At 50.8% G+C, this 20,398-nt stretch carries 16 protein-coding genes and 8 tRNA genes; 12 read left to right on the forward strand and 12 right to left on the reverse strand.

All coding sequences use genetic code 11. The features are described from left to right. The first annotated feature begins 52 nt into the window (after positions 1-52). From KD147_RS14505 to KD147_RS14530, 6 genes are all read left to right on the forward strand, one after another. Entirely contained in the window at positions 53-3,448 is a 3,396-nt protein-coding gene (locus tag KD147_RS14505; protein WP_212548308.1) for a chromosome segregation SMC family protein, read from the forward strand. A gap of 29 nt (positions 3,449-3,477) precedes the next feature. Continuing rightward, a complete protein-coding gene (zipA, locus tag KD147_RS14510) occupies positions 3,478-4,290 on the forward strand; it encodes a cell division protein ZipA (RefSeq protein WP_212548309.1) in 813 nt (270 codons plus the stop codon). Positions 4,291-4,385: 95 nt separating this feature from the next. Further along, positions 4,386-6,404: an NAD-dependent DNA ligase LigA gene (gene ligA, locus KD147_RS14515; protein WP_212548310.1), complete on the forward strand. Its 2,019-nt coding sequence runs from the start codon at positions 4,386-4,388 to the stop codon at positions 6,402-6,404. Between the two features lie 3 nt (positions 6,405-6,407). Then, positions 6,408-6,752, forward strand: a complete 345-nt coding sequence (locus KD147_RS14520; RefSeq protein ID WP_105190399.1) for a DUF3392 family protein — start codon at positions 6,408-6,410, stop codon at positions 6,750-6,752. Beyond that, positions 6,749-7,252, forward strand: a complete 504-nt coding sequence (locus KD147_RS14525; protein WP_199774887.1) for a DUF2919 domain-containing protein — start codon at positions 6,749-6,751, stop codon at positions 7,250-7,252. Before KD147_RS14520 ends, KD147_RS14525 begins: the two co-directional genes overlap by 4 nt. A 1-nt stretch (position 7,253) precedes the next feature. Then, a complete protein-coding gene (locus KD147_RS14530) occupies positions 7,254-7,715 on the forward strand; it encodes a hypothetical protein (protein ID WP_212548311.1) in 462 nt (153 codons plus the stop codon). Between the two features lie 55 nt (positions 7,716-7,770). Here the strand turns inward: KD147_RS14530 and KD147_RS14535 are convergent, their stop codons facing one another. The 3 genes from KD147_RS14535 to KD147_RS14545 are packed head-to-tail and all read right to left on the reverse strand — an operon-like array spanning position 7,771 to position 10,943. Next, positions 7,771-8,649: a DsbA family protein gene (locus tag KD147_RS14535; RefSeq protein WP_212548312.1), complete on the reverse strand. Its 879-nt coding sequence runs from the start codon at positions 8,647-8,649 to the stop codon at positions 7,771-7,773. Next, positions 8,649-9,839 carry a pyridoxal phosphate-dependent aminotransferase gene (locus KD147_RS14540; protein WP_105255059.1) on the reverse strand — a complete coding sequence of 397 codons (1,191 nt, stop codon included), beginning with the start codon at positions 9,837-9,839 and terminating at the stop codon, positions 8,649-8,651. Before KD147_RS14540 ends, KD147_RS14535 begins: the two co-directional genes overlap by 1 nt. A 15-nt stretch (positions 9,840-9,854) precedes the next feature. Next, a complete protein-coding gene (locus tag KD147_RS14545) occupies positions 9,855-10,943 on the reverse strand; it encodes an FAD-dependent oxidoreductase (RefSeq protein ID WP_105255060.1) in 1,089 nt (362 codons plus the stop codon). Positions 10,944-11,130: 187 nt separating this feature from the next. On the opposite strand from KD147_RS14545, the gene KD147_RS14550 reads away from it, so the two are divergent. Together KD147_RS14550 and msrB are read left to right on the forward strand one after the other, a co-directional pair. Further along, positions 11,131-12,003 (forward strand): LysR family transcriptional regulator, encoded by an 873-nt coding sequence (locus KD147_RS14550; RefSeq protein WP_105255061.1) that lies wholly within the window; start codon positions 11,131-11,133, stop codon positions 12,001-12,003. Between the two features lie 121 nt (positions 12,004-12,124). Continuing rightward, entirely contained in the window at positions 12,125-12,571 is a 447-nt protein-coding gene (gene msrB / locus KD147_RS14555) for a peptide-methionine (R)-S-oxide reductase MsrB (protein WP_105255062.1), read from the forward strand. Between the two features lie 21 nt (positions 12,572-12,592). Here msrB and KD147_RS14560 read toward each other — a convergent pair whose 3' ends face one another. After that, positions 12,593-13,042 (reverse strand): Lrp/AsnC family transcriptional regulator, encoded by a 450-nt coding sequence (locus tag KD147_RS14560; protein WP_212548313.1) that lies wholly within the window; start codon positions 13,040-13,042, stop codon positions 12,593-12,595. Between the two features lie 98 nt (positions 13,043-13,140). Between KD147_RS14560 and KD147_RS14565 the strand changes: the two genes are divergently transcribed. Further along, positions 13,141-13,743, forward strand: a complete 603-nt coding sequence (locus tag KD147_RS14565) for a LysE family translocator (protein ID WP_105255064.1) — start codon at positions 13,141-13,143, stop codon at positions 13,741-13,743. A gap of 46 nt (positions 13,744-13,789) precedes the next feature. On the opposite strand, the gene KD147_RS14570 is transcribed toward KD147_RS14565, so the two are convergent. From KD147_RS14570 to KD147_RS14605, 8 genes are all read right to left on the reverse strand, one after another. After that, positions 13,790-15,652, reverse strand: coding sequence for a DUF885 domain-containing protein (locus KD147_RS14570; protein WP_212548314.1), 1,863 nt, complete (start codon positions 15,650-15,652; stop codon positions 13,790-13,792). Between the two features lie 100 nt (positions 15,653-15,752). Then, a complete protein-coding gene (locus KD147_RS14575; protein ID WP_212548315.1) occupies positions 15,753-17,384 on the reverse strand; it encodes a response regulator in 1,632 nt (543 codons plus the stop codon). 652 nt (positions 17,385-18,036) lie between these two features. Then, a tRNA-Val gene (locus tag KD147_RS14580) sits at positions 18,037-18,112 on the reverse strand. Positions 18,113-18,136: 24 nt separating this feature from the next. After that, a tRNA-Val gene (locus KD147_RS14585) sits at positions 18,137-18,212 on the reverse strand. 27 nt (positions 18,213-18,239) lie between these two features. Continuing rightward, a tRNA-Val gene (locus KD147_RS14590) sits at positions 18,240-18,315 on the reverse strand. A 34-nt stretch (positions 18,316-18,349) separates the two neighbouring features. Next, positions 18,350-18,425: transfer RNA gene (locus KD147_RS14595), tRNA-Val, on the reverse strand. A gap of 135 nt (positions 18,426-18,560) precedes the next feature. Further along, positions 18,561-18,636 (reverse strand) — tRNA-Val (locus KD147_RS14600). 32 nt (positions 18,637-18,668) lie between these two features. After that, positions 18,669-18,744: transfer RNA gene (locus tag KD147_RS14605), tRNA-Val, on the reverse strand. A 274-nt stretch (positions 18,745-19,018) separates the two neighbouring features. Here KD147_RS14605 and KD147_RS14610 point away from each other — a divergent pair. From KD147_RS14610 to KD147_RS14620, 3 genes are all read left to right on the forward strand, one after another. Continuing rightward, positions 19,019-19,819, forward strand: a complete 801-nt coding sequence (locus KD147_RS14610; protein ID WP_212548316.1) for a DODA-type extradiol aromatic ring-opening family dioxygenase — start codon at positions 19,019-19,021, stop codon at positions 19,817-19,819. Positions 19,820-20,011: 192 nt separating this feature from the next. Next, positions 20,012-20,087 (forward strand) — tRNA-Ala (locus tag KD147_RS14615). A 196-nt stretch (positions 20,088-20,283) separates the two neighbouring features. Continuing rightward, positions 20,284-20,359, forward strand: a tRNA-Glu gene (locus KD147_RS14620). Positions 20,360-20,398 lie beyond the last annotated feature (39 nt).

Consider the following 20,398-nt stretch of genomic DNA (forward strand, 5'->3'; position numbering starts at 1 on the left):
CGCCTAGCGCTTAAGCAGATGTTGCCACTAACAATAAGAATAATGAGGCGTAATGCGCTTAAGCAGCATAAAACTGGCGGGTTTTAAGTCCTTCGTTGATGCCACAAAGATCCCTTTTCCCGACCCCATGACCTGTGTGGTGGGGCCAAACGGCTGTGGCAAATCCAATGTTATCGATGCGGTGCGCTGGGTGCTCGGTGAAAGCTCGGCAAAAAACCTCCGTGGTGATGCCATGACGGACGTGATTTTTAACGGTGCTGCGACCCGTAAACCGGTTTCCCAAGCCTCGGTGGAACTGGTGTTTGACAATACCCTGGGTCGCTTGCCCGGTACCATGGCGGCGCGCAATCAGGTCGCCATTAAGCGGGTGGTGACCCGCGACGGCCAGTCTCTGTATTACCTCAACGGCAGTAAATGCCGCAAGCGCGATATTACCGACATCTTCTTAGGCACAGGTCTTGGGCCGCGTAGCTATGCCATTATTGAGCAGGGCATGATTTCCCGGCTGATCGAAAGTAAGCCACTGGAACTAAGGGTCTTTATCGAAGAAGCCGCCGGTGTGTCCAAATACAAGGAGCGGCGCCGAGAGACGCAAACCCGTATTCGCAGCACCAAGGAAAATCTCGAGCGTCTGCTTGATGTGCGTGCCGAGTTGCAAACCCAGCTCGATAAGCTAGAACATCAGGCGCAGCAAGCCAGCAGTTATCGTGAGCTGAAAGCGCAGCAGCGCCGCTATAAGGGCGAGCTGGCGGTGCTTAAATGGCAAAAGCTGCATCAACAGCAGTTGCAACAATCCGAGCAACTCGCCGAGCTGAAAGAGCAGCTGGCATTTTTTAAAGATGCCCACCGCGGTGAGCAGGATGTACTCAGTGCCTATCAGCAGCAATTGGATGATACCAGTGCGGCACTCAATCATAACCAGCAGCAAATATTTCAAACCGACAACCAACTGGCGCGTTTGGAGCTGCAACAAATTCATGCCAAGCAGCGGGCCCACCAATTGCAGGCCAGCATAGCGCAAAATCAGCAACAGCAGACGCAGCTGCTCGAGGCGCAGCGCCAACAAAACGAGTTCGTCGCCCAGCATCAAGCCCGATATGAACAGCAGCAACAGCTCAGTGAAGAGTTGCAAGAAGCCCTGTTGGAGTGCCAGACGGTGCGCGATGAGGCCGAGGAACAGTTTGCTCAGTTGCAACATCAACAGCACCAGCAGCGCGAGTTTTTATATCAACATCAGCGCCAGCTCCAGCAATGCCGACACGAGCATCAAGGCGCCGCCGCCAGCGTACAGGCCTTACAACAGCAAGTAGAGGATAATAACGCCGCCCTTGCCCGTCATCAGCAAGCCTCCTTGGTGCAGCAACTCGAAGAGAGCGAGCGACAAAGCAAGGCCCTGACCGAGCGCCTCGCCAAGGCGCAAAGTGCGCAACTGCAACATGAGCAGGCCTTGTTGGCCAACGAGGAAGAATTGCATCACGCCCGCCAGGAGCAGCAAAGCCTGCAGCGTCATATTCAGGAGCTGGGCGCCAAACGCGATGCCATTCACTCTGTGTTGCAGGACGAACAAGAAGAACAAGGAAATGGCATGCTGTTTCAGCTTGAGGTGCAACCGGGCTATGAACAAGTCATCGAAGTCGCCCTGATGCAACTTCGTCGCTTGCAGGTAAGCGACGATAGCAGTGGCGACTGGCTGGGACCACAAACCGAGACAGCGCCTCGGCAATCCGTCGCCCAGTTTATTCAATCCGGACGCTATCCGGATCTGTTGCACCGTATTGCCTTTGATGCCAAAGGGGATACCCGAGTCTTGGATGACCCCAACTGGCTCGCCGTGATAGATGCCAATGCTCATTTGCATGGCCGTCACTGGTGTTTGCAGGCTAACCGTGAGCAACTTGGGGTGCTGGCTCAGCGTCAGCAACTACAGGAATTGGATACGGCTTTAGGGCAGCGCCAGGATAAACTACCGGCGATAGAAAAAGAGCTGGAGCAGCTTAACGGCGAGCACGAAGCGCTTAAAGCCTCCTTGGAGCAGGCTAAGCAGGAAGTCCACGAGTATTCTAAATCCTACGCTAGCATGCAAACCCGCCAGGAGCTGCAAAAAGAGCAGGCTCAGCAATGGCAACAGGAGCTAGTGCGTTTGCAGACCCGAGCACACACCCTGGCCGAGCAAGTTGAGGCGGCAGAATTGGTGCTGGAGCAACAGCAGGCGCGCATTGAGCAAGCCGAGGAAGCCCTGGCACAGGCGGAGCATAATTCAGATCAAGAACACCACCAGTTTGAGCAAGCCCAGCAGGCCTTGAAACAGGCCCAATTGCGTGTGCAAGATATTCAGGGGCAGATTAACGAAGCGCACATTAACACCGAGCGCCTGCACAGTGAGCTGACCTTAAGTCAGAGCAAGCAAGACAACATTGAACGTGAGCTGGAATTGGTGTGCGGGCAATTAGCCGCGGCCGAAGCCGAACAGCAGGAGGTCGCCGAGCCCATCGCCGTGCAGGAAGAACAAATCGCCCAGTTGCTGGAGCAAAAAGAGCTGCTCGGCAACGAACAACTGGCCTTGCAGCAGCAGCTCGAACAGGCCCAAAGCGAGTTGCAGCAAAATAAGGATAAATTGGCTCAAGGCGAACAACAAAGAGAGCAACTGCAAGAGCAAATCCAGCAGGCCTTGTTGTCAGAGCAAACCCTGACCTTAAAGGCGCAACAGGCCTTGGCACCGCTGGAAGAGCTCAATACCAGCTTGAAAGCCGTGCTCGAAACCCTGCCGCAAGATGCCCAGGCCGGACGTTGGCAGGCGCAGCTCACCAACTTGGACAAGCAGTTAAGCGATTTGGGGGCGGTGAACCTGGCCGCCATCGACGAGTTTGCCAGTGCCAAGGAGCGCAAACAGTATCTGGATGAGCAGCTAGACGATCTCACCAAGGCGATGCAGACGCTGGAAGCGGCCATCGCCAAAATAGACCGCCAGACCAAGGCCCAGTTTAAGGCCACCTTCGAGCAGATCAATGATGATCTCCAGGAGCTGTTTCCCAAGGTCTTTGGTGGCGGCTCAGCCTATTTGGAATTGACCAGCGATGACTTACTTGAAAGCGGGGTGGCGATAATGGCTCGGCCGCCAGGCAAGAAAAATTCCACAATCCATTTGTTAAGTGGTGGAGAAAAAGCGCTGACCGCATTATCATTGGTGTTTTCTATATTCAGGCTCAATCCAGCACCATTTTGTATGCTTGACGAGGTTGATGCGCCGTTAGATGATGCCAATGTCGGCCGTTTTTGCCGTCTGGTTGAAGAAATGTCGCAAACCGTGCAATTTATATACATCAGCCATAATAAAATTGCCATGGAAATGGCGGGGCGCCTGACCGGTGTGACTATGGCGGAACCTGGAGTGTCACGTATGGTAGCGGTGGATATTGAGCAAGCAATGGAAATGGCTCAAGCCAGTTAATTGAACAAACTAAGAATAAAGGTGAGGGGATGGCCGAAGATCTCAGATGGGTATTAATTCTAATCAGTGCGGTAGTAATTGGTGGTTTGCTAATTCACGGCCTCTGGTCGGTGCGCAAGCGTTCGCAAGCGGTCGATAACACCGCAGCGACCAAAACCAAGGCCCCAGCCCCAGAGCAACCAAAGGCAGCGCCGGCGGTTGCGAGTGAGCCAACACAGGCGCCTCAGGACGCATCGAATACTGCGAGTAGTACAGCGAGCCCTTTGGCGAACCAGTCTGTGGACCCGTCGGTGAACTCTGATGTGCGTGAAGAGCCAAGCTTTAATGCCTTGGACGATGAAGAGCCGAGTGTGGGTAATTTTGCCATCGAAGAAGATGAGCAAGCGGATGCTGGCCAGGAACATAAACATGAGACCCAGCCCAGTGCAGTGCAGCCGGAAGATTTTGTGATTATCCATGTGCATATGCCCGAGGGTCTGCAAATGCAGGGCGCCAAATTATTGCCTTTGGTATTAACTCTGGGCTTCAAATATTCCGACGACGGTTTTTTCCATCGCCACGAACACAGCAGTGGCCAAGGCCCAGTACTGTTTCGCATGGTGAACATGTACAACCCGGGCACCTTTGATATCGATAATATGGAGCAATTTAGCACCGCAGGTATCAGCCTGTTTATGACCTTGCCGAACGAAGGCGAGGCCATGACCACCTTTAATATGCTGCACAGTGCTGCGAAAAAGCTGGCCGAAGAGTTTGGTGCCGAGCTGTTGGATCAAAACCGTCAGCCGCTGAGCGTAAACGGCATTCGCGAGTACGTGGAAAAAGTCCGCGAGTACGCTTAATCCTGCGGTGTTAGCCTTATATTTCTAAGGTGAAGCACGCAGGGAAACACATTTAAACTAAGCCACCACCCGGTGGCTTTTTTATCGAGGTAGATATGAGTCTCACGCCTGAGCAACAGATTGCCGAGCTACGCTCCACGTTGGAGGAGCATAATTACAATTATTATGTATTGGATCACCCCAGCATTCCCGATGCCGAATATGACCGTCTTATGCGTCAGTTACAGGCGCTGGAGGCAGAGCATCCACATTTGCAAAGCCCTGATTCGCCGAGCCAAAAGGTAGGTGGCACGGCATTGAGCAAATTCTCCCAGGTGACTCACCAGGTACCCATGTTGTCCCTCGACAACGCCTTTGATGAAGATGAATTCAACGCCTTTAATAAGCGTATCAACGACCGTTTGGCCGCAAGTAGCCAGCAAACCTTTTGTTGCGAGCCTAAACTCGATGGTTTAGCGGTGTCTATCCTGTATCGTGACGGGGTGCTGGTGCAGGCGGCGACGCGCGGCGACGGCCAGGTTGGTGAGAACATTACCGAGAACGTCAAAACCATCCGCAATATTCCCTTGAAGCTGCGCGGTGACTTTCCCGAAGAGCTGGAAGTACGTGGTGAGGTGTTTATGGACTTGGCCGGTTTCCATCGCCTTAACGAGGAAGCTAAAGCGAACGACGGCAAGGTGTTTGCAAACCCGCGTAATGCCGCTGCTGGCAGTTTGCGCCAGCTCGACTCAAAAATCACCGCCAAACGCCCGCTGATGTTCTACGCCTATTCCATGGGCCAGGTCACCGGCGCCGAGCTGGCGGGCGGTCACTTCGAACAGCTACATCAGCTGAAAGATTGGGGTCTGCCACTGTGTCCCGAGACCAAGCTGGTTAATGGCGCCGCCGAGGCCATTGCCTATTACAAGGATATACTGACGCGCCGCGGCGAGCTCAAATATGAAATCGATGGCGTGGTGATCAAGGTTAACGATAAAGACGCGCAAGAGCAGCTGGGGTTTGTGGCCCGAGCGCCGCGTTGGGCCATTGCCTTTAAATTCCCGGCGCAAGAAGAGATCACCCAGTTGCTGGATGTGGAATTCCAGGTTGGTCGCACCGGTGCCATTACACCCGTTGCGCGCTTGGCGCCCGTGTACGTGGGTGGGGTGACGGTGTCTAACGCCACCTTACATAATGGCGATGAAATTGCCCGCTTAGGGGTTAAAATTGGCGATACCGTGGTGGTGCGCCGTGCTGGTGATGTGATCCCGCAGATCACTCAGGTGGTGCTGGAGCAGCGTCCGGCGGATGCCAAAGACATAATTTTCCCAAGCCAGTGCCCCGTATGCCATTCCCACGTCGAGCGCATTGAAGGCGAGGCGGTGGCTCGTTGTAGCGGCGGTTTAGTATGTGCGGCTCAGCGTAAGGAAGCGATTAAACATTTCGCCTCGCGCAAGGCCATGGATATCGATGGTCTGGGCGATAAAATCGTTGAGCAATTGGTGGAACGTGAACTGATCCATACTCCGGCTGAACTGTTCCAATTACGCCAGGGTCATTTTGAAAGCCTGGAGCGCATGGGACCGAAGTCGGCGGCTAATCTGGTGAATGCGTTGGAGGAAGCCAAGACCACAACGCTGGCCAAGTTTATTTATTCCCTGGGTATACGCGAGGTAGGAGAGGCAACGGCGCAAAACCTGGCCAATCATTACCTCACCCTGGATGCCATTATGCAGGCGAGCATAGAGCAGCTACAGGAAGTCAGTGATGTGGGTGAGATAGTCGCCAAGCATATCCACAGCTTCTTTAGTGAGGAGTCAAACCAAGGCGTTGTTCAGGCCTTGCTCGACGAAGGCGTACACTGGCCAGCGCTCGAGGTTAAAAGCGAAAGTGAGCAACCACTCACCGGCTTAACCTATGTGCTTACCGGAACCTTGCATACTTTGACCCGTAACGATGCTAAGGCACGCTTACAGACTCTGGGTGCTAAGGTGGCGGGCAGTGTGTCGGCGAAAACGCATGCCCTGGTGGCCGGAGAAAAGGCCGGCTCTAAACTCACCAAGGCGCAGGAGCTGGGCATTGAGATTCTCAGTGAAGACGACTTAATGGCCTTGTTTGCCGAACACGGTGCCTAAGCCATGAATGATTTTATCGCCTGGCTGGAGTCGGGCTTATTTCGTTTTGGTCAGTGGTTGTCACCCCATCTCGGTGACATCGCCCTGGTGTTCGTGGTCTGTATTATCGGACTGTATGCTGGCGATGTGATCAAAACCGTTAAGAAGCTGGTGGCCGGTAAGCACTTTTTGCTGCGCACCTTAGTATTTGTGCTCGTCAGTGCCTTTGGTTTAGGGGTGTTAACCCTGTGGGTGAGCCCCTTTATGGCTAAGGCTCTGATGTTTTTCGGCAGCACCTATTTGCCGCTGATGGTATTTGCCGCCTTTATCCTGGTAGGGGTACTGGCGGACAGGAAATCCCAGCTGTGAAACATTATGGTCCGGAATATTGGGATAAGCATGGCGCTTATCGCACCCCGATAGGCTTTACTCTCGCCCTGATGATATTGCTGCGCCCCTATCTTATTTGGGCCTTTGCGGCCATATCTCGACGCCCCGAGCTCGATTTAGTGGCCCTGGTATATCGGCAAAAGCAGGACTTTTTTGTAGCCTTGGCCATAGCGGCTATCGCGATAGTGCCGGCCACGGTTTATTCCCTGCGCCGCCCCGGTAGCAACCCCAAATTAAAGTCCCTGTGGCGGCATATGCGCTGGCCCCTGGTGCTATGCGCCGTGCTCGATTTAGCCTGGCTTATTTTACAGGCTTCACAGCAGTACTATCGATTTTCCTTTTATATTGCCGTTCAGGCGGTGGCGGTCGCCTGGATCATCCTGTATTTAATGCGTAGCCGCTATTTACGGGTGTTTTTTGCCGATTGGCCGGATGAGCTAGAGAGTAAGAAACAAGACCAGAAAAATAAGGAAGAATAGGGTGTTTGGCACCCATATCTCGCCGCGACCCATAGATACGACCCTGGCCAAGTTTACCTTGGGCGCTGTGCTGCCGGTGGTTATCATGCTCTGGTTAACGGCACCTTGGCCGCTTTTGCGCATGACGCTGATGTTGTCCTATGTCGTGGCCTTGACCTCCTGCCTCTATCGCCTGACTCCCTGGTTTATCGCTCGCAATCCGGTGAGCCGCTTTGTTCGGCGTGAACAAAGGCAGTTAAAGCTTTGCTCACTGGCAGGCTTTTTTGACTTCCATGGCCCCTGGTACACGCTGCCCATAGAGACTATTTCATCCGTACGGATTTATGAGCACGGTCTGGAGTTTATAGCGGAGGATAGGGTGGTTCGACTCAGTGTGGTTGGCTCCAAGGAAAGCCTGCATACCTATATGCGCTCGGTACTTGCCGATACCAAAGTGGAGTGGCTGGCAGAGGAAAGTGCATAGGCAATAAGTGAATAGGGAGAGTATTCACCTAATGCCTGCACGTAATCTGGGGCGCTTAGAGCGCCGGTTTGTGCCAGAAGCTGCCGCCGGCAATCTGACTTTCGATAAAGCCGAACTGGTGCAGTTCGATGCGCGCTTCCTCGGCGCTTACCTGCAATACCTCACAGGCTTCACGTAACGTCCAGCTTGGGTAGGATGTTAATTTTTGCTGTACGGTTAAATGGCGACGTTTCGGTTGCGCTTCACCCATCAACACCAAGGCGCGCTCGAGGTTTTGATACGGCTGTGAGCCGGCCAGTCTAAAGGCGTTGTCACCGTTGAAAATCAGTGAAGGGAAGCCGCGGGCGCCCAGCTGCATCATTTCCTGTTGCTCTGTGTTAAAGATCGTCAGTACCTGCTCACTATGGAGCAAGGTAGCAAATGCTTGTCCGTCCAGACCCATGGATGTCACCAGCTCAGCAAGTGCTTCATCTTTTGCCATATTTTCGGCATAGAGGAAGATGCGCTCACGCATCAGGCGCACAAAGGCCGATTCCAGATTGGGAGCCAGTAAGCGTACGGCAATGGCCGCTCGACAAAGAATATACGAGTTGCTGATCGGATCCTTGGCCCACATTGAAGGGTCAATGGGCTGCTGGTAGTGCTGAGCCACCTGCTGCCAGTGGCCGATTACATCCGTGGGTTTGGCGATGCCATTGCCTGGATCGCCAAAGTTCTCCCAGCCCGGCAACAGGCCACCATGAATATAGCGCTCGTTAACCTGGTAGTTTAATTTCAGTCGGCGCCAAACCGGCTCTAAGGCCCAGCAATGAGAACAAATAGGGTCGGTGACGAAAACCAGGTGCACTTGCTCGGTCGAAGTGGTGTTGGCCTCAAGATCCTTTTTAGTCTCATAGTTCGGCATAACACAGCCGATATCCGCATCACATTCCATTACTTTTCCTGCCTTAATGCGTTGATCCCCGCCTCAATGCGGTCCAGACCCTGGTCTAAAATGTCCATGCTGGTGGCAAAACAAATACGAATATGGCCCTTGGCGCCAGGGCCAAAGAAGCGTTCATTGCCCGGTACGACGGCGACCTTATAGTTGCGCAGGTGCTCGACCAGTTCTTCCGCTTCCAGTCCGGTTGCGGAAATATCGGCAAATAACAAATAGGTGGCTTCTGGGGCCTGACAGCTAACGCCTTCAATGGCATTTAGTCTTTTCACCGCGTGATCGCGAAGCGCCGTTAGATGCTCGATAAAGGCATCCACCCAATACCAGCAGCTTTTCAGTGCAGTGGTAGCGGCAACCTGCGATATGGTTGAAACCCCACCGGCAGTGGTCATCACATAGGCGGCATCGACAATTTTTTGATGCACGTCGGCATTGGGGGAGATCACCGCACCAACACGCAGACCGGCTAAACCAAAGGCCTTGGAAAAACCATAGACGGTGATCACGCGCTCACACAGTTCGGGAGCCAGGTGATGGAAACTGGTAAATTGTTTTTCTGGATAGATGATATCCGACCAAATTTCGTCGTTCATGATCCAAAGCTGGTGCTGGTTGGCAAACTCAGCGATGGTCTTTAAATCTTCCAAGGGAATAATCTTACCCAATGGGTTGTGCGGGTTACACACGCCGATTAGGCGGGTTTTATCGCTCACCAGCTCAGGTAATAGCTCCAGCTTGAAACGCCCTGTGTCTTTATCATAAGGGCAACGGATCACCTTACCGCCAGCCGCTAACACCGACTGTTCGAAGAGAAAATCAACCGGATCGAAAATAATGGCTTCATCACCGGGTTCAAGGCAAAAACGTGCGGTTGCATACATACCGCTGGCGGCACTGTCGATGGGTAAGATCAGTTCCGGGTTAAGGCGATAGTCTTTACGTAGTGCCAGGGCATTGGCCAATTCGTTTTTAAATTCAGGCAAACCCTGGTGTGGGCCATAGGAAAACACCCCGCTTTGGGCATAATCGGCGATTGCTTGGCGAATTTCTTTTGCTACCGCAAAGTCCGGATCGGCCGCGGTGAGGGGAATGATATCGGCATCGGTTTCCGCCCAGCGAAAGTTGTAAGCCCGAGTTCGCAAGGTCTCCAAGGGCACCTGATCGTGTGCAAATAATGAGGTAGTCATCAATTTAACTCCAATTTAAAAAGCGAATGGGATTTTCTGTTCGTGATGATGAGGGGCCAAAAACTCCTGCTGCAAGGCTAACCCCTGAGTCAGATAGTTGGCAACAACGCTTTTACGCATCACGGAGAAGTGCTCCAGTGCGGTGACATCAAAGCCCTCGACGCTTGATTCAAAAATCTTCGCCAGTTCAATAGCATCCTCAATGGCCGAGTTGACGCCCTGACTGGTAAAGGGCAGCAGGGCATGGGCCGCATCGCCCAGCAGCACCACGTTGTGCTTGTGGAAGCGCTCCAGCGGAATAAGGTAACAGGTATTCCAGATATGCGATTGCGAGAAATCCGTTAATTGGATCAAGGCATTGATCGGGTCGGGCCATTGGCTAACCAGGCGTTCGGCAAAGTGCTGTTTACCTGTCTCGCTGTCATCAAGAATATCGAAGCGCTCGCAGTCGTATTGTACAAACCAGACCACGCTTTGCTCGTCTGCTGGCACCATACCAACCGCCAAGCCGCCGTCCAGGTGTTTGTACTTAACAAATTTATTTTCAAGTTGCTGTACCAGCTCCGGGCTTTTAACGATGGACACCAGCTCTTTAACCTTGATATCGGAGCGCTTCGCTTCGGGGAAGATTTGTGCGCGCACCGCTGAGCGACCGCCATCGCAGCCAAGGAAGTAATCGGCCTCGACTTTTTCACCATTGGTAAAACAGGCTAGCTTAGCGCTGCCGTCCTGGTGCCATTCAAAATGAGAGAACTGATGATCAAAATGCAGCCATTCAGAGGGAATTTCGTTTAGCAGCACGTCCAAAAACGCCTTGCGGGTGACGCCGTAGCTTCCCTCTAAGGTTTCTTCGATCAGCAAGTTATTGTTGTCGTCGACGATATGACATAGTTCAACCGGGTAGCCTACCTCGGCGGCTTGCTTGTCTAAACCAAGTTGGGCCATGGCCTTAACGCCATTTTCGAGCATGATAAAGCCTAAACCTTCGCGTCCTGAAAGCGGGCTACGTTCGTAAATGTCGACGCGTCCACCCAGTTTCTTGTAGTAAATAGCGAAAGCCAAACCGGCAATACCACCGCCGATAATTGCAATTCTTGGTCTCATATCCCCTCCGATAAACACCAGTTACACTTGTACCTGGTTGTAGCAATTTTGTTATCGGCGTGATGCTATCCTTTATCGCGAGGTAAATTAATGCTTAAATATGCATAATGATTCTGCAAAAATGCAGAGCGAACGAATGTCGGCGCAAAGGTAAACTTCTAATTCGAGAAGTGTTGGAATTTTTAGTGTGAAAGAGTTTAATTGGGACGATGTAAAAATCGCGTATCGTGTTGCTGCTACAGGCTCTTTGGCGAAGGCGGCAGAATTAGAAGCCATTAACTACACCACCGTCTTACGGAAAATTAACCGCTTAGAGAAAGACCTGGGTTGCAAGCTGTTTTTTCGCAGTCAGCGCGGCTACCAGATGACCGAGGCGGGCACCCGTTTATTGGAAACCTTTCCAGAAATTGAAAGCCGATTCAACCAGTTACCATCACAGCTGTTTGCAACTTCCGATCAGGTTAAGGGCACCTTAAAGATCACCACCTTACCCGAATACTCCTCGTTTTTGCATCCGATACTGGTGCAGGCACAACAGCAGTATCGGGATTTGAAAATCCTAGTCGATGTCAGTGATGACATAGTGCCACTGGCAGAAGGCAAAGCCCATGTGTCTATTCGCGCCGGTGCCATGCCGACGCAGGCGGACTTGATTGCCCTAAAAGTGAGCGACCTTAATTTTTCTTATTATTATTCCGAGCATTACTTTCAGGTGAATCAGGCGCCGAGGTGTGACAGTGAATTCAATCAACATCAATGGGTGATGCCTGGTGGGCGCAAGCGAAATTTAGCCTTTGTTAAACAGGTGCTGGAAGTCATTGACGAAAACAATATTTGCTACCAGAGCAACAACCTACTCGATATTCAGTTTGCTATCGAAAATGGCCTAGGTATTGGCCCCATAGATGACAGCAAAGCCAAGCAGTGCCCGCATTTAAAGCGCCTTGATTGTATCGAACCGCATAACGATAGCAGCCTGTGGTTTGTGTATCATAAGGACCTGCGCGAGGATAATCGCATTCAGGCGATTATTCGTTTAGGAAAGGCCTATATCCGCTAATCTCAGTTTTAACCCGGAGCCGGGGTCTAAGTATTAAGCCCGTTTAGGCACTAAGAGCTAGACCCGGAGCGCGCAGGTGTGTCAAAGTTGCCTTGCCGACTAGCCAAATTTTGGAGTGACTATGTTGAACTGGCAAAATATTCTTATGATGAGCGCGAAGGGCAACCCAAAGCCTCCTTATCGTGTGGAAAAAACCGAGCAGCAGTGGCGTGAGCAACTGAGCGAAGAGGCCTTTTACGTGACCCGTAAAAAAGGCACAGAACGCCCTTTTAGCAGTGATTCATGCACCTTGTTCGAGCCGGGGCGCTACCATTGTGTGTGTTGTGATAATTTGCTCTTTGATGGTGCCGAGAAGTTTGACAGTGGCAGTGGCTGGCCTTCGTTCACCCAGCCAGCAAGCGACAATGCCATCGCTTATATTGCCGATGGCAGTCATGGGATGCAGCGCATAGAAACCATCTGTAATGTCTGTGATGCCCATTTGGGGCATGTTTTTCCTGATGGTCCACCGCCATCACACCTGCGTTATTGCATTAACGCCGTTGCTATTAAAAAAGCCGAAGATTAACCCTGTGCTGGTAGAGAGCGGTTAGGCCCGCTCATCCTTAGGCGACTCCATGACTATATGGGTAGTAATGGTGTGCACCTGGGCAATGGCTCCGAGGACATCGGCGTGGAATGCCTTGTAGGTTTTAATATCGGCCGTTTCTACCCTTAGCAAGTACTCAAACGCACCGGTGACGTTGTGACATTCTACAACTTCTTTCACGTCCGCTAAGGCCTGTTCAAATGCCTGTTGTGCCTCAGTAGAATGATCGTTTAAGCCCACACCAACATAGGCGATGAATCCCTGACCAAGGGCCTGGTTGTCGATGGTCGCACGATAGCCAGTGATCACCCCGCTTTTTTCCAACTCTTGCACCCGCCGTAAACATGCTGAAGGAGAAAGTCCCACGCGCTCGGCGAGCTCTGCATTAGCAAGACGACCATGGGATCTAAGTTCTTGCAATATTCTGTCGTTAATTTTGTCTTTTTTCATTTTATGTTGTGTATAAATATTTTGGTCAGGCTATAACGCGCAATAATTGCTTGGTAATTTAACTATAATTGCATAAATTTTGAATGAGGTGCAAGTATATGAACGCGGAGATGGTACTGCCACTGGCTATGTTTGCCGCTGTGTCGTCGCTCACCCCGGGACCGAATAACCTAATGCTAATGAGTTCAGGCGCTAATTTTGGCTTTCGCCGAACCATACCGCATATGCTGGGTGTTTCCATTGGTTTTTGTTTGATGTTGGTGCTGGTGGGGCTAGGGGTGATGCAGTTGTTTGATCTTATCCCTTATAGCTTCGAGGTGCTGAGGCTATTATGTTTTGGCTATTTACTGTATCTGGCTTACAAGATTTTCACCAGTGGTGAACCGAGCTCGGGGAACTTGGCCGCACATCCTTTCACCTTTACCCAGGCGGCACTGTTTCAATGGCTCAATCCAAAGGCTTGGACCATGGCCTTAAGCGCGGTCAGTGTGTACGCGCCAACGAGGGATGTGTATACGGTGATGAGTATCGGTGTGATCTTTGCGCTTGTGAACCTGCCCTGTGTTGGCTCTTGGAGCCTGGTAGGAGAAAAGCTTACCTCCTGGCTAACATCGCCATGGCGCTTGCGGGTGTTTAATACCCTGATGGCAACCTTGCTGGTGCTCTCGGTGGCGCCGAGCTTATGGTCTGCGACATTCTAAGCAGAAAGGTCAATAAAAAGGGGCCTGTACGGCCCCTGAGTGCTTGTTATTTCTGTGTTGCTATCCAGGCATCGACATCCTGCTCGACGATCGCCATAGGGCGGGCACCGGAGAGCAAGATAACATCATGGAAGGCCTTGATATCAAACTTATCACCCAGCGCCTGTTTTGCGCGGTCGCGAAGCTCAACCAGTTTTAGCATGCCCAGTTTATAACCCAGGGCTTGGCCCGGCCAGGCAATATAGCGGTCAATGGCGGGCACCACATCGCTCATGGGGCTGCCGGTCGCAGCGGCAAAGTAATCTATGGCCTGCTGACGGGTCCATTTCTTATAGTGCAAACCTGTATCTACGACCAAACGCGCGGCGCGATACACTTCGGCCTGCAAGCGACCGAGATCGCCAAAGGGATCATTCTCATACATGCCCATTTCATAGGCGACCAACTCGGAATACAGGGCCCAGCCTTCAACATAGGCATTGAAAGAGGCGTTTTGGCGCATTAGGCCAATGTCTTGTTGCAACATATTTAAGGCGATCTGGAAATGATGTCCAGGCACGGCTTCATGGTAGGTCAGGGTTTTCATGCCAAAGCTGGGTACCGCGGCCATGTCTTTAAGATTGATATAGAAGACCCCAGGGCGTGAACCATCGAGCGACGGGCCGTTGTAGTAACCGCCCGCCGAGCCTGCTTCCACGGCCACAGGAATGCGACGTACCTCAACCTTTTGTGGTGGCAGAGTGGAAAAGTAGTCCGGCGCTTTTTTATTTATGGTGACGATTTCATCGCGTAAAAATGCCAGCAGCTCGGCGCGACCCGCATCGCTGTCTTCGTATAGGAAGCGCGACTCGGCGTTAAGCTGCTGCATGCGCTCGTTGACACTGCCTTCGCTGTAACCGTTTGCCTTTAAAATTTCGTCCATACGGGCAGTGATTCGTTTAACTTCATCTAAGCCTAATTGGTGGATTTGTTCGGCACTGAGGTCTGAGTCGCCCAAGTAGGTGATCTCATGTTGGTAAAAGGCCTCGCCATTGGGTTGAGCCCAGATTCCCACTTCCTCCGGTGCTTTCTTCTGCAGGCCTTGCATGTCGTTGTAGACGCTCGCAACAGCGGGGTAAATCTTACTGCGAACTATTTCTTCGGCTTGCTGCAGATAATCCGTCACTTGTTGTTCGCTCAAGCCTTCAAGCTTATCCAACTTGGCTTTCATGGAGCTCACCAAGGGGTGCTCCTCCGGCGCTGCCGAAGTGAAGTTTTCCAGATACCCCAGGGTATTGGGGAACAAGGCCTTCGGCAGAATGACACCCAACTTGGCATCGGCATTGACCTTCTCCTGCACTTGCTTAACCACGTCGCTAAAGGCGTTAAGACGGGCTAAATAATCCTTGGCGTCTTGCTCTGAAGCTATTTCATGTTGATCTTTCAACAGGTTTGGCAGGTCGATTAAAGGCCCTGAGAGTTGGTTAACCACATAAGGAAGGTGACCACCCCAGGTATCGATATACCCCGCGGCAAAGTTGGCATCGCCGGCATAGTAGTTAGCGATCACCTGGTTAACCTTCAGGTGCAGGGCATCTTTTTGTGCCAAAGCCGGGTGTTGCAGTGCACCTAATTGCTTGGCGGCATCGCGCATATCTTGTTGCAAGCGTTGCATGCCTGCGACCGAATAGTCTGGCAACTTACTGGCATAAGGACCATATTGCTCGGCCGGTAATTTCAGGGAGGTCGCCAGCGCGCTTTGATGGTCGATAAAGCGTTGGGTATAGGCATCCACCGCCTTGGCAATTTGCTGTGAGCTTGCTGCCGCAGGGGCTGCCTGTTGTTGTTTTTCTTGCTTTGGAGCAGGGGCGTCTTGGCAACCGGCCAAAGCCAGTGACACACCAAGAGCCAGGGCTGTTAGTTTATTCATTTTGGGTTCGTTTGTTATTGATTTATAGCATCAATATACAGGCTTTGACGCACAATGCCAGCAGTGTGCGCTGGCCTTCAGAGCCTTGGCACAAAGGGGATCAGAGCGCCGCAGGATGGGCGTGAAGGTATTTTTGCTTAATTTTTTCGTAGCGGGTGCTCATTTCCTCATCGAGTTTGCTGTTATCGAGCAGGGCACAACATTTATCGGCCAGTAGTTGGTTAAAACTGGTACCCTGGCGAACGCTGCCCTCGTACAGGCACTGCAGTAAATTTAAGGCGATGCTGCGGTTTTTCGGCATAACCCGAAAGGCTTGGCTAAAGGCCTCAAGTGCCAGCAGGTAGTTGCCCTGTTTAAACTTCTCCACCGCGTGGTTATTTAGTTCACGTGGGCCCATGGTGAGGTCGCGACGTTCGCTTTGCTGTTGCATGGCGGTTTTTAGTTGCAGCGGTGAGCGCCGCTCTGGATAGCGCTCACAGTGGTCGATAATCTTGTTATACAGGGTCTGGGCTTGGGCATGAAAACCAAGCTCATGATAAGCCTTGGCCTGATCCAAGGCGCCATCGATGGAGCGGATGGGACTGTCATCAATCACCAGTTGCTCGAGCAGCATTTTCGCTTTGTGGTGCTCATCTTTAAGGTAGTAAAGCCGAGCATTGAGCACATCCACTTGGATTTGCTGTTGGGCATCGGGAAATTGCTTTTTAAGATCATTGAGGTATTTGGTGGTTTGGCGCGTAACCCGGGTTATATGCTCGCTCTGATCTGTGGTGAGGGCATAGTCGATCCCTGCTCGGGCGGCATTAAGATACACATCGGGGCTGTCGTGAATCGAGTGGGGGGCAAACTTGGCGATATCGCGACAGGTTTGATAGTTTTGCTCGTAATCATGATTGATTTGCGCCACCTGTGACAGATTGGTTTGACGTGCCAGGTTTCTTGGTGCCATGGTGGTTGCGGCACTGAGGTAAGCCTGTGCCTGTTCATACTGGTTGAGTTTAATTTCCAACTGGCTAAGCAGGTCGTAGGCAACCAAGCGGGTTTCGTCGCGTTCCAACATGGTTTTTAACATGCGGTGGGCGAGGTTGTGCTCGTTATTGCCTATTAACGCCTCGACCATGCCGATACGTGCCCAGGTAAATTTTTGAATATCCAACACAGATTTAAAAAAGCTTTTGCCTTGTTCGAACTGCTTTTGCAGCAGTAAGGTCTCGCCCTTGAGGCGTAACAAAACAGCGGCGTAGCCCTGATTGGCAACCAGTTTGGCATCGATTACTTTCAGTGCCTTGGAGTAATTCTCATCATCGATTAACTGATAAACGTCTTTGAGAGCATGTTTGCGTTTGACAATGCGTTCGATGCGGCTTTGTAGCTCCAGGGTATTAAAGGGTTTAACTAAAAAGTCGTCGGGATGCAGCTCCAGCACACTATGTACTAGGGCCCCCGAGGTTTCCGCAGAAATAAAAATAAAACCGGTAGCGCCTTTAATCAGCTTTTTTACCTTGAGTTCTTCATAGAGCTGATAGCCATCCTGATGCTTACTGAGATTAAAAGCACAAATGATTAAATCGAAGCGCTGATCTTTGCACAACTCTTTGGCCACTATGGCATTTTCGGCAAAATGTAAGGAACGATAGCCCAGCCGCTCTAAAGACTGCTTCATATAGCTCAGGGCTAGAGGCTGTTCTTCAATGATTAGAATATGGGCTGAACTGGATACTTGCTGAGACATGCCATGAATAGATCAATATCGTTTACATCGACTATATAAACTAGACTCGCGACTGACAAGTAAATCAAGAGTAAAGCCTTAAATTGCGTCTTTGGTAAGCCTTTATTGAGTTGTTATCTAATGCTTTGGTATGGTTTTTTTGATGGTGTTAGGGAGTGTAAATAAGTTTGCAGGATATGGGGATAAAAGGAGCTGTTTTGTTTTGGGACGAGATTCTGGAGCGCGATGCCTGGCATCTATTTAAGATAAAAAGGAATCAAAGAATGGTGGGTTGTACTGGACTAAGCCAATAGACCTTGCCTTGCTAAGGAGAATAGCGCGATGCGTGGCATCTATTTAAGATAAAAAGGAATCAAAGAATGGTGGGTTGTACTGGACTTAAGCCAATAGACCTTGCCTTACTAAGGATAATGGCGCGATGCGTGGCATCTATTTAAGATAAAAAGGAATCAAAGAATGGTGGGTTGTACTGGACTTAAGCCAATAGACCTTGCCTTGCTAAGGAGAATAGCACGATGCGTGGCATCTATTTAAGATAAAAAGGAATCAAAGAATGGTGGGTTGTACTGGATTTAAGCCAATAGACCTTGCCTTGCTAAGGATAAGAGCGCGATGCGTGGCATCTATTTAAGATAAAAAAGGAATCAAAGAGTGGTGGGTTGTACTGGACTTGAACCAGTGACCCTCGCCTTGTAAGGGCGATGCTCTCCCAACTGAGCTAACAACCCGCAGTAGGATTACGTTTTAGTAGATGGTGGGTTGTACTGGACTTGAACCAGTGACCCTCGCCTTGTAAGGGCGATGCTCTCCCAACTGAGCTAACAACCCAAAACGTAATTTTTTGCGATTTCTATATGGTGGGTTGTACTGGACTTGAACCAGTGACCCTCGCCTTGTAAGGGCGATGCTCTCCCAACTGAGCTAACAACCCATATAGAAATATTAGATATGTCACTTAAAAATGATGGTGGGTTGTACTGGACTTGAACCAGTGACCCTCGCCTTGTAAGGGCGATGCTCTCCCAACTGAGCTAACAACCCGGGGTCTTTTAAATTCTATATGAAACTAGACTAGCTAGTGAATGGTGGGTTGTACTGGACTTTGCCAATAAACCTCGCCTTGCTAAGGATAATAATGCGATGCAAGCATCGTTTTTCCTTAACTCCATCAGATGATGGTGGGTTGTACTGGACTTGAACCAGTGACCCTCGCCTTGTAAGGGCGATGCTCTCCCAACTGAGCTAACAACCCATATAGAATTTTCAGATGCGTCACTTTTAAAGTGGTGGGTTGTACTGGACTTGAACCAGTGACCCTCGCCTTGTAAGGGCGATGCTCTCCCAACTGAGCTAACAACCCACATCTGGTAACAACATTGCTGACAAACTTAATTAGCTGCGTTGTTGTGGGGCGCTATTATAGATAGAGAGAAAGGACTGTCAACACTTGAATGATACATTTTGTTTTAGGTGAGGTATTTATAGCCAATGCGTGGGCTATTTAATCAATTTCACCTTAATACAGGGGCCGTCGGTGCGCTATTGAACATGAGTTGTGCGCCCAGCGCCTAGTGTCAGACAGCGGATTTTTAGACAATAACTACAATCCTTATACATAAGATGAAGTCTTACCAATGAACTACAGTGCGTTTATTTCTCACGGCGGCGGGCCGTTACCTCTTTTGGGCCATGAAGGGCACAAGGAAATGGTCGAAACATTAGAAAAGTTTGCGACCTTAATCCCAAAGCCTTCGGCAATTATTGTGATCAGTGCCCATTGGGATACGCCGGAGATAAAGGTGAACACCCAGGCTAAGCCACAGTTATTGTATGACTATTATGGTTTTCCAGAACAGGCCTACAATATTAACTATCCCGTACCCGGGGCTCCCCAGTTAGCTAAAGAATTATTATCTGGTTTAATGGGGCTAGGTGTCCCTGTAGTAGAAGAAGCCGAGCGAGGGCTTGATCATGGTGTATTTGTACCGCTAGCCATAATGTACCCAGAGGCCGATGTTCCTTGTGTGCAAATCTCACTACAGCGTGATTATAGCCCTCAACTTCATCTGCAACTGGGTAAGCAAATAGCAAAGACGATTGCACACCTGGATAATGTTCTTATTTTAGGCTCCGGTTTTTCCTTTCATAATATGGCCGCATTTAGATTGGCTGATAACAAGGAAGCAATTAAAAATAACCGTGAGTTTGAAGCCTGGTTAAAGCAGGTGTTGAATACGTCAATGCCCAAAGAGGAGAGGGCGCAACATCTAATTAATTGGGAATCTGCTCCCGGAGCGCGATATTGCCACCCCAGCGAGGAGCATCTGATGCCTTTGCATGTGGCCTTAGGAGCGGCTCAACTAGAGCCCACCGCTTTTGAGCAAATACCTGTTCTTGGTAAAATAGCCAGTTTCGGGCTTTGGTCGGTGGCCTAAAAGTAACTTTTTGACTAATAAAAAACCACAAATACCAGTGTCTTGCACAAGCTTTGCTCGCTTTGTTTAAAATTGCTGCGGTTGGTAAAAAGTTACTTAAAAGATGTTGACTTTGTTTTGGTGGCTGCATAGAATGCGCCCCGCACTAAGCGAGATGACGACGTCAAGTTGGTTGTTCTTGCACTCAGATTTGGGGCTATAGCTCAGCTGGGAGAGCGCTTGCATGGCATGCAAGAGGTCGGCGGTTCGATCCCGCCTAGCTCCACCAAAATCTGCAGTGTGTACGCTACCCACCCGTTGGGCTAAACTTCGAATGTTTAGGTGTTTAACTCGTATGGTAAGAGTCTAAATAACCAGTCCTAGTGACAAAAGCATGTTTTTGTAATTAGGCCGCTCAGCCTCGCAGGCTCGGCAGTCGCACTTACAAAAATTACTCGAAGCAATGCTTCGAAATGCAAATTTTTGTCCCCTTCGTCTAGAGGCCTAGGACACCGCCCTTTCACGGCGGTAACAGGGGTTCGAATCCCCTAGGGGACGCCACTTAACTCGCATGGTAAGAGTCTAAATAACCAGTCCTAG

This window comes from Pseudoalteromonas sp. BDTF-M6 (assembly GCF_018334135.1).
Taxonomy (GTDB): domain Bacteria; phylum Pseudomonadota; class Gammaproteobacteria; order Enterobacterales; family Alteromonadaceae; genus Pseudoalteromonas.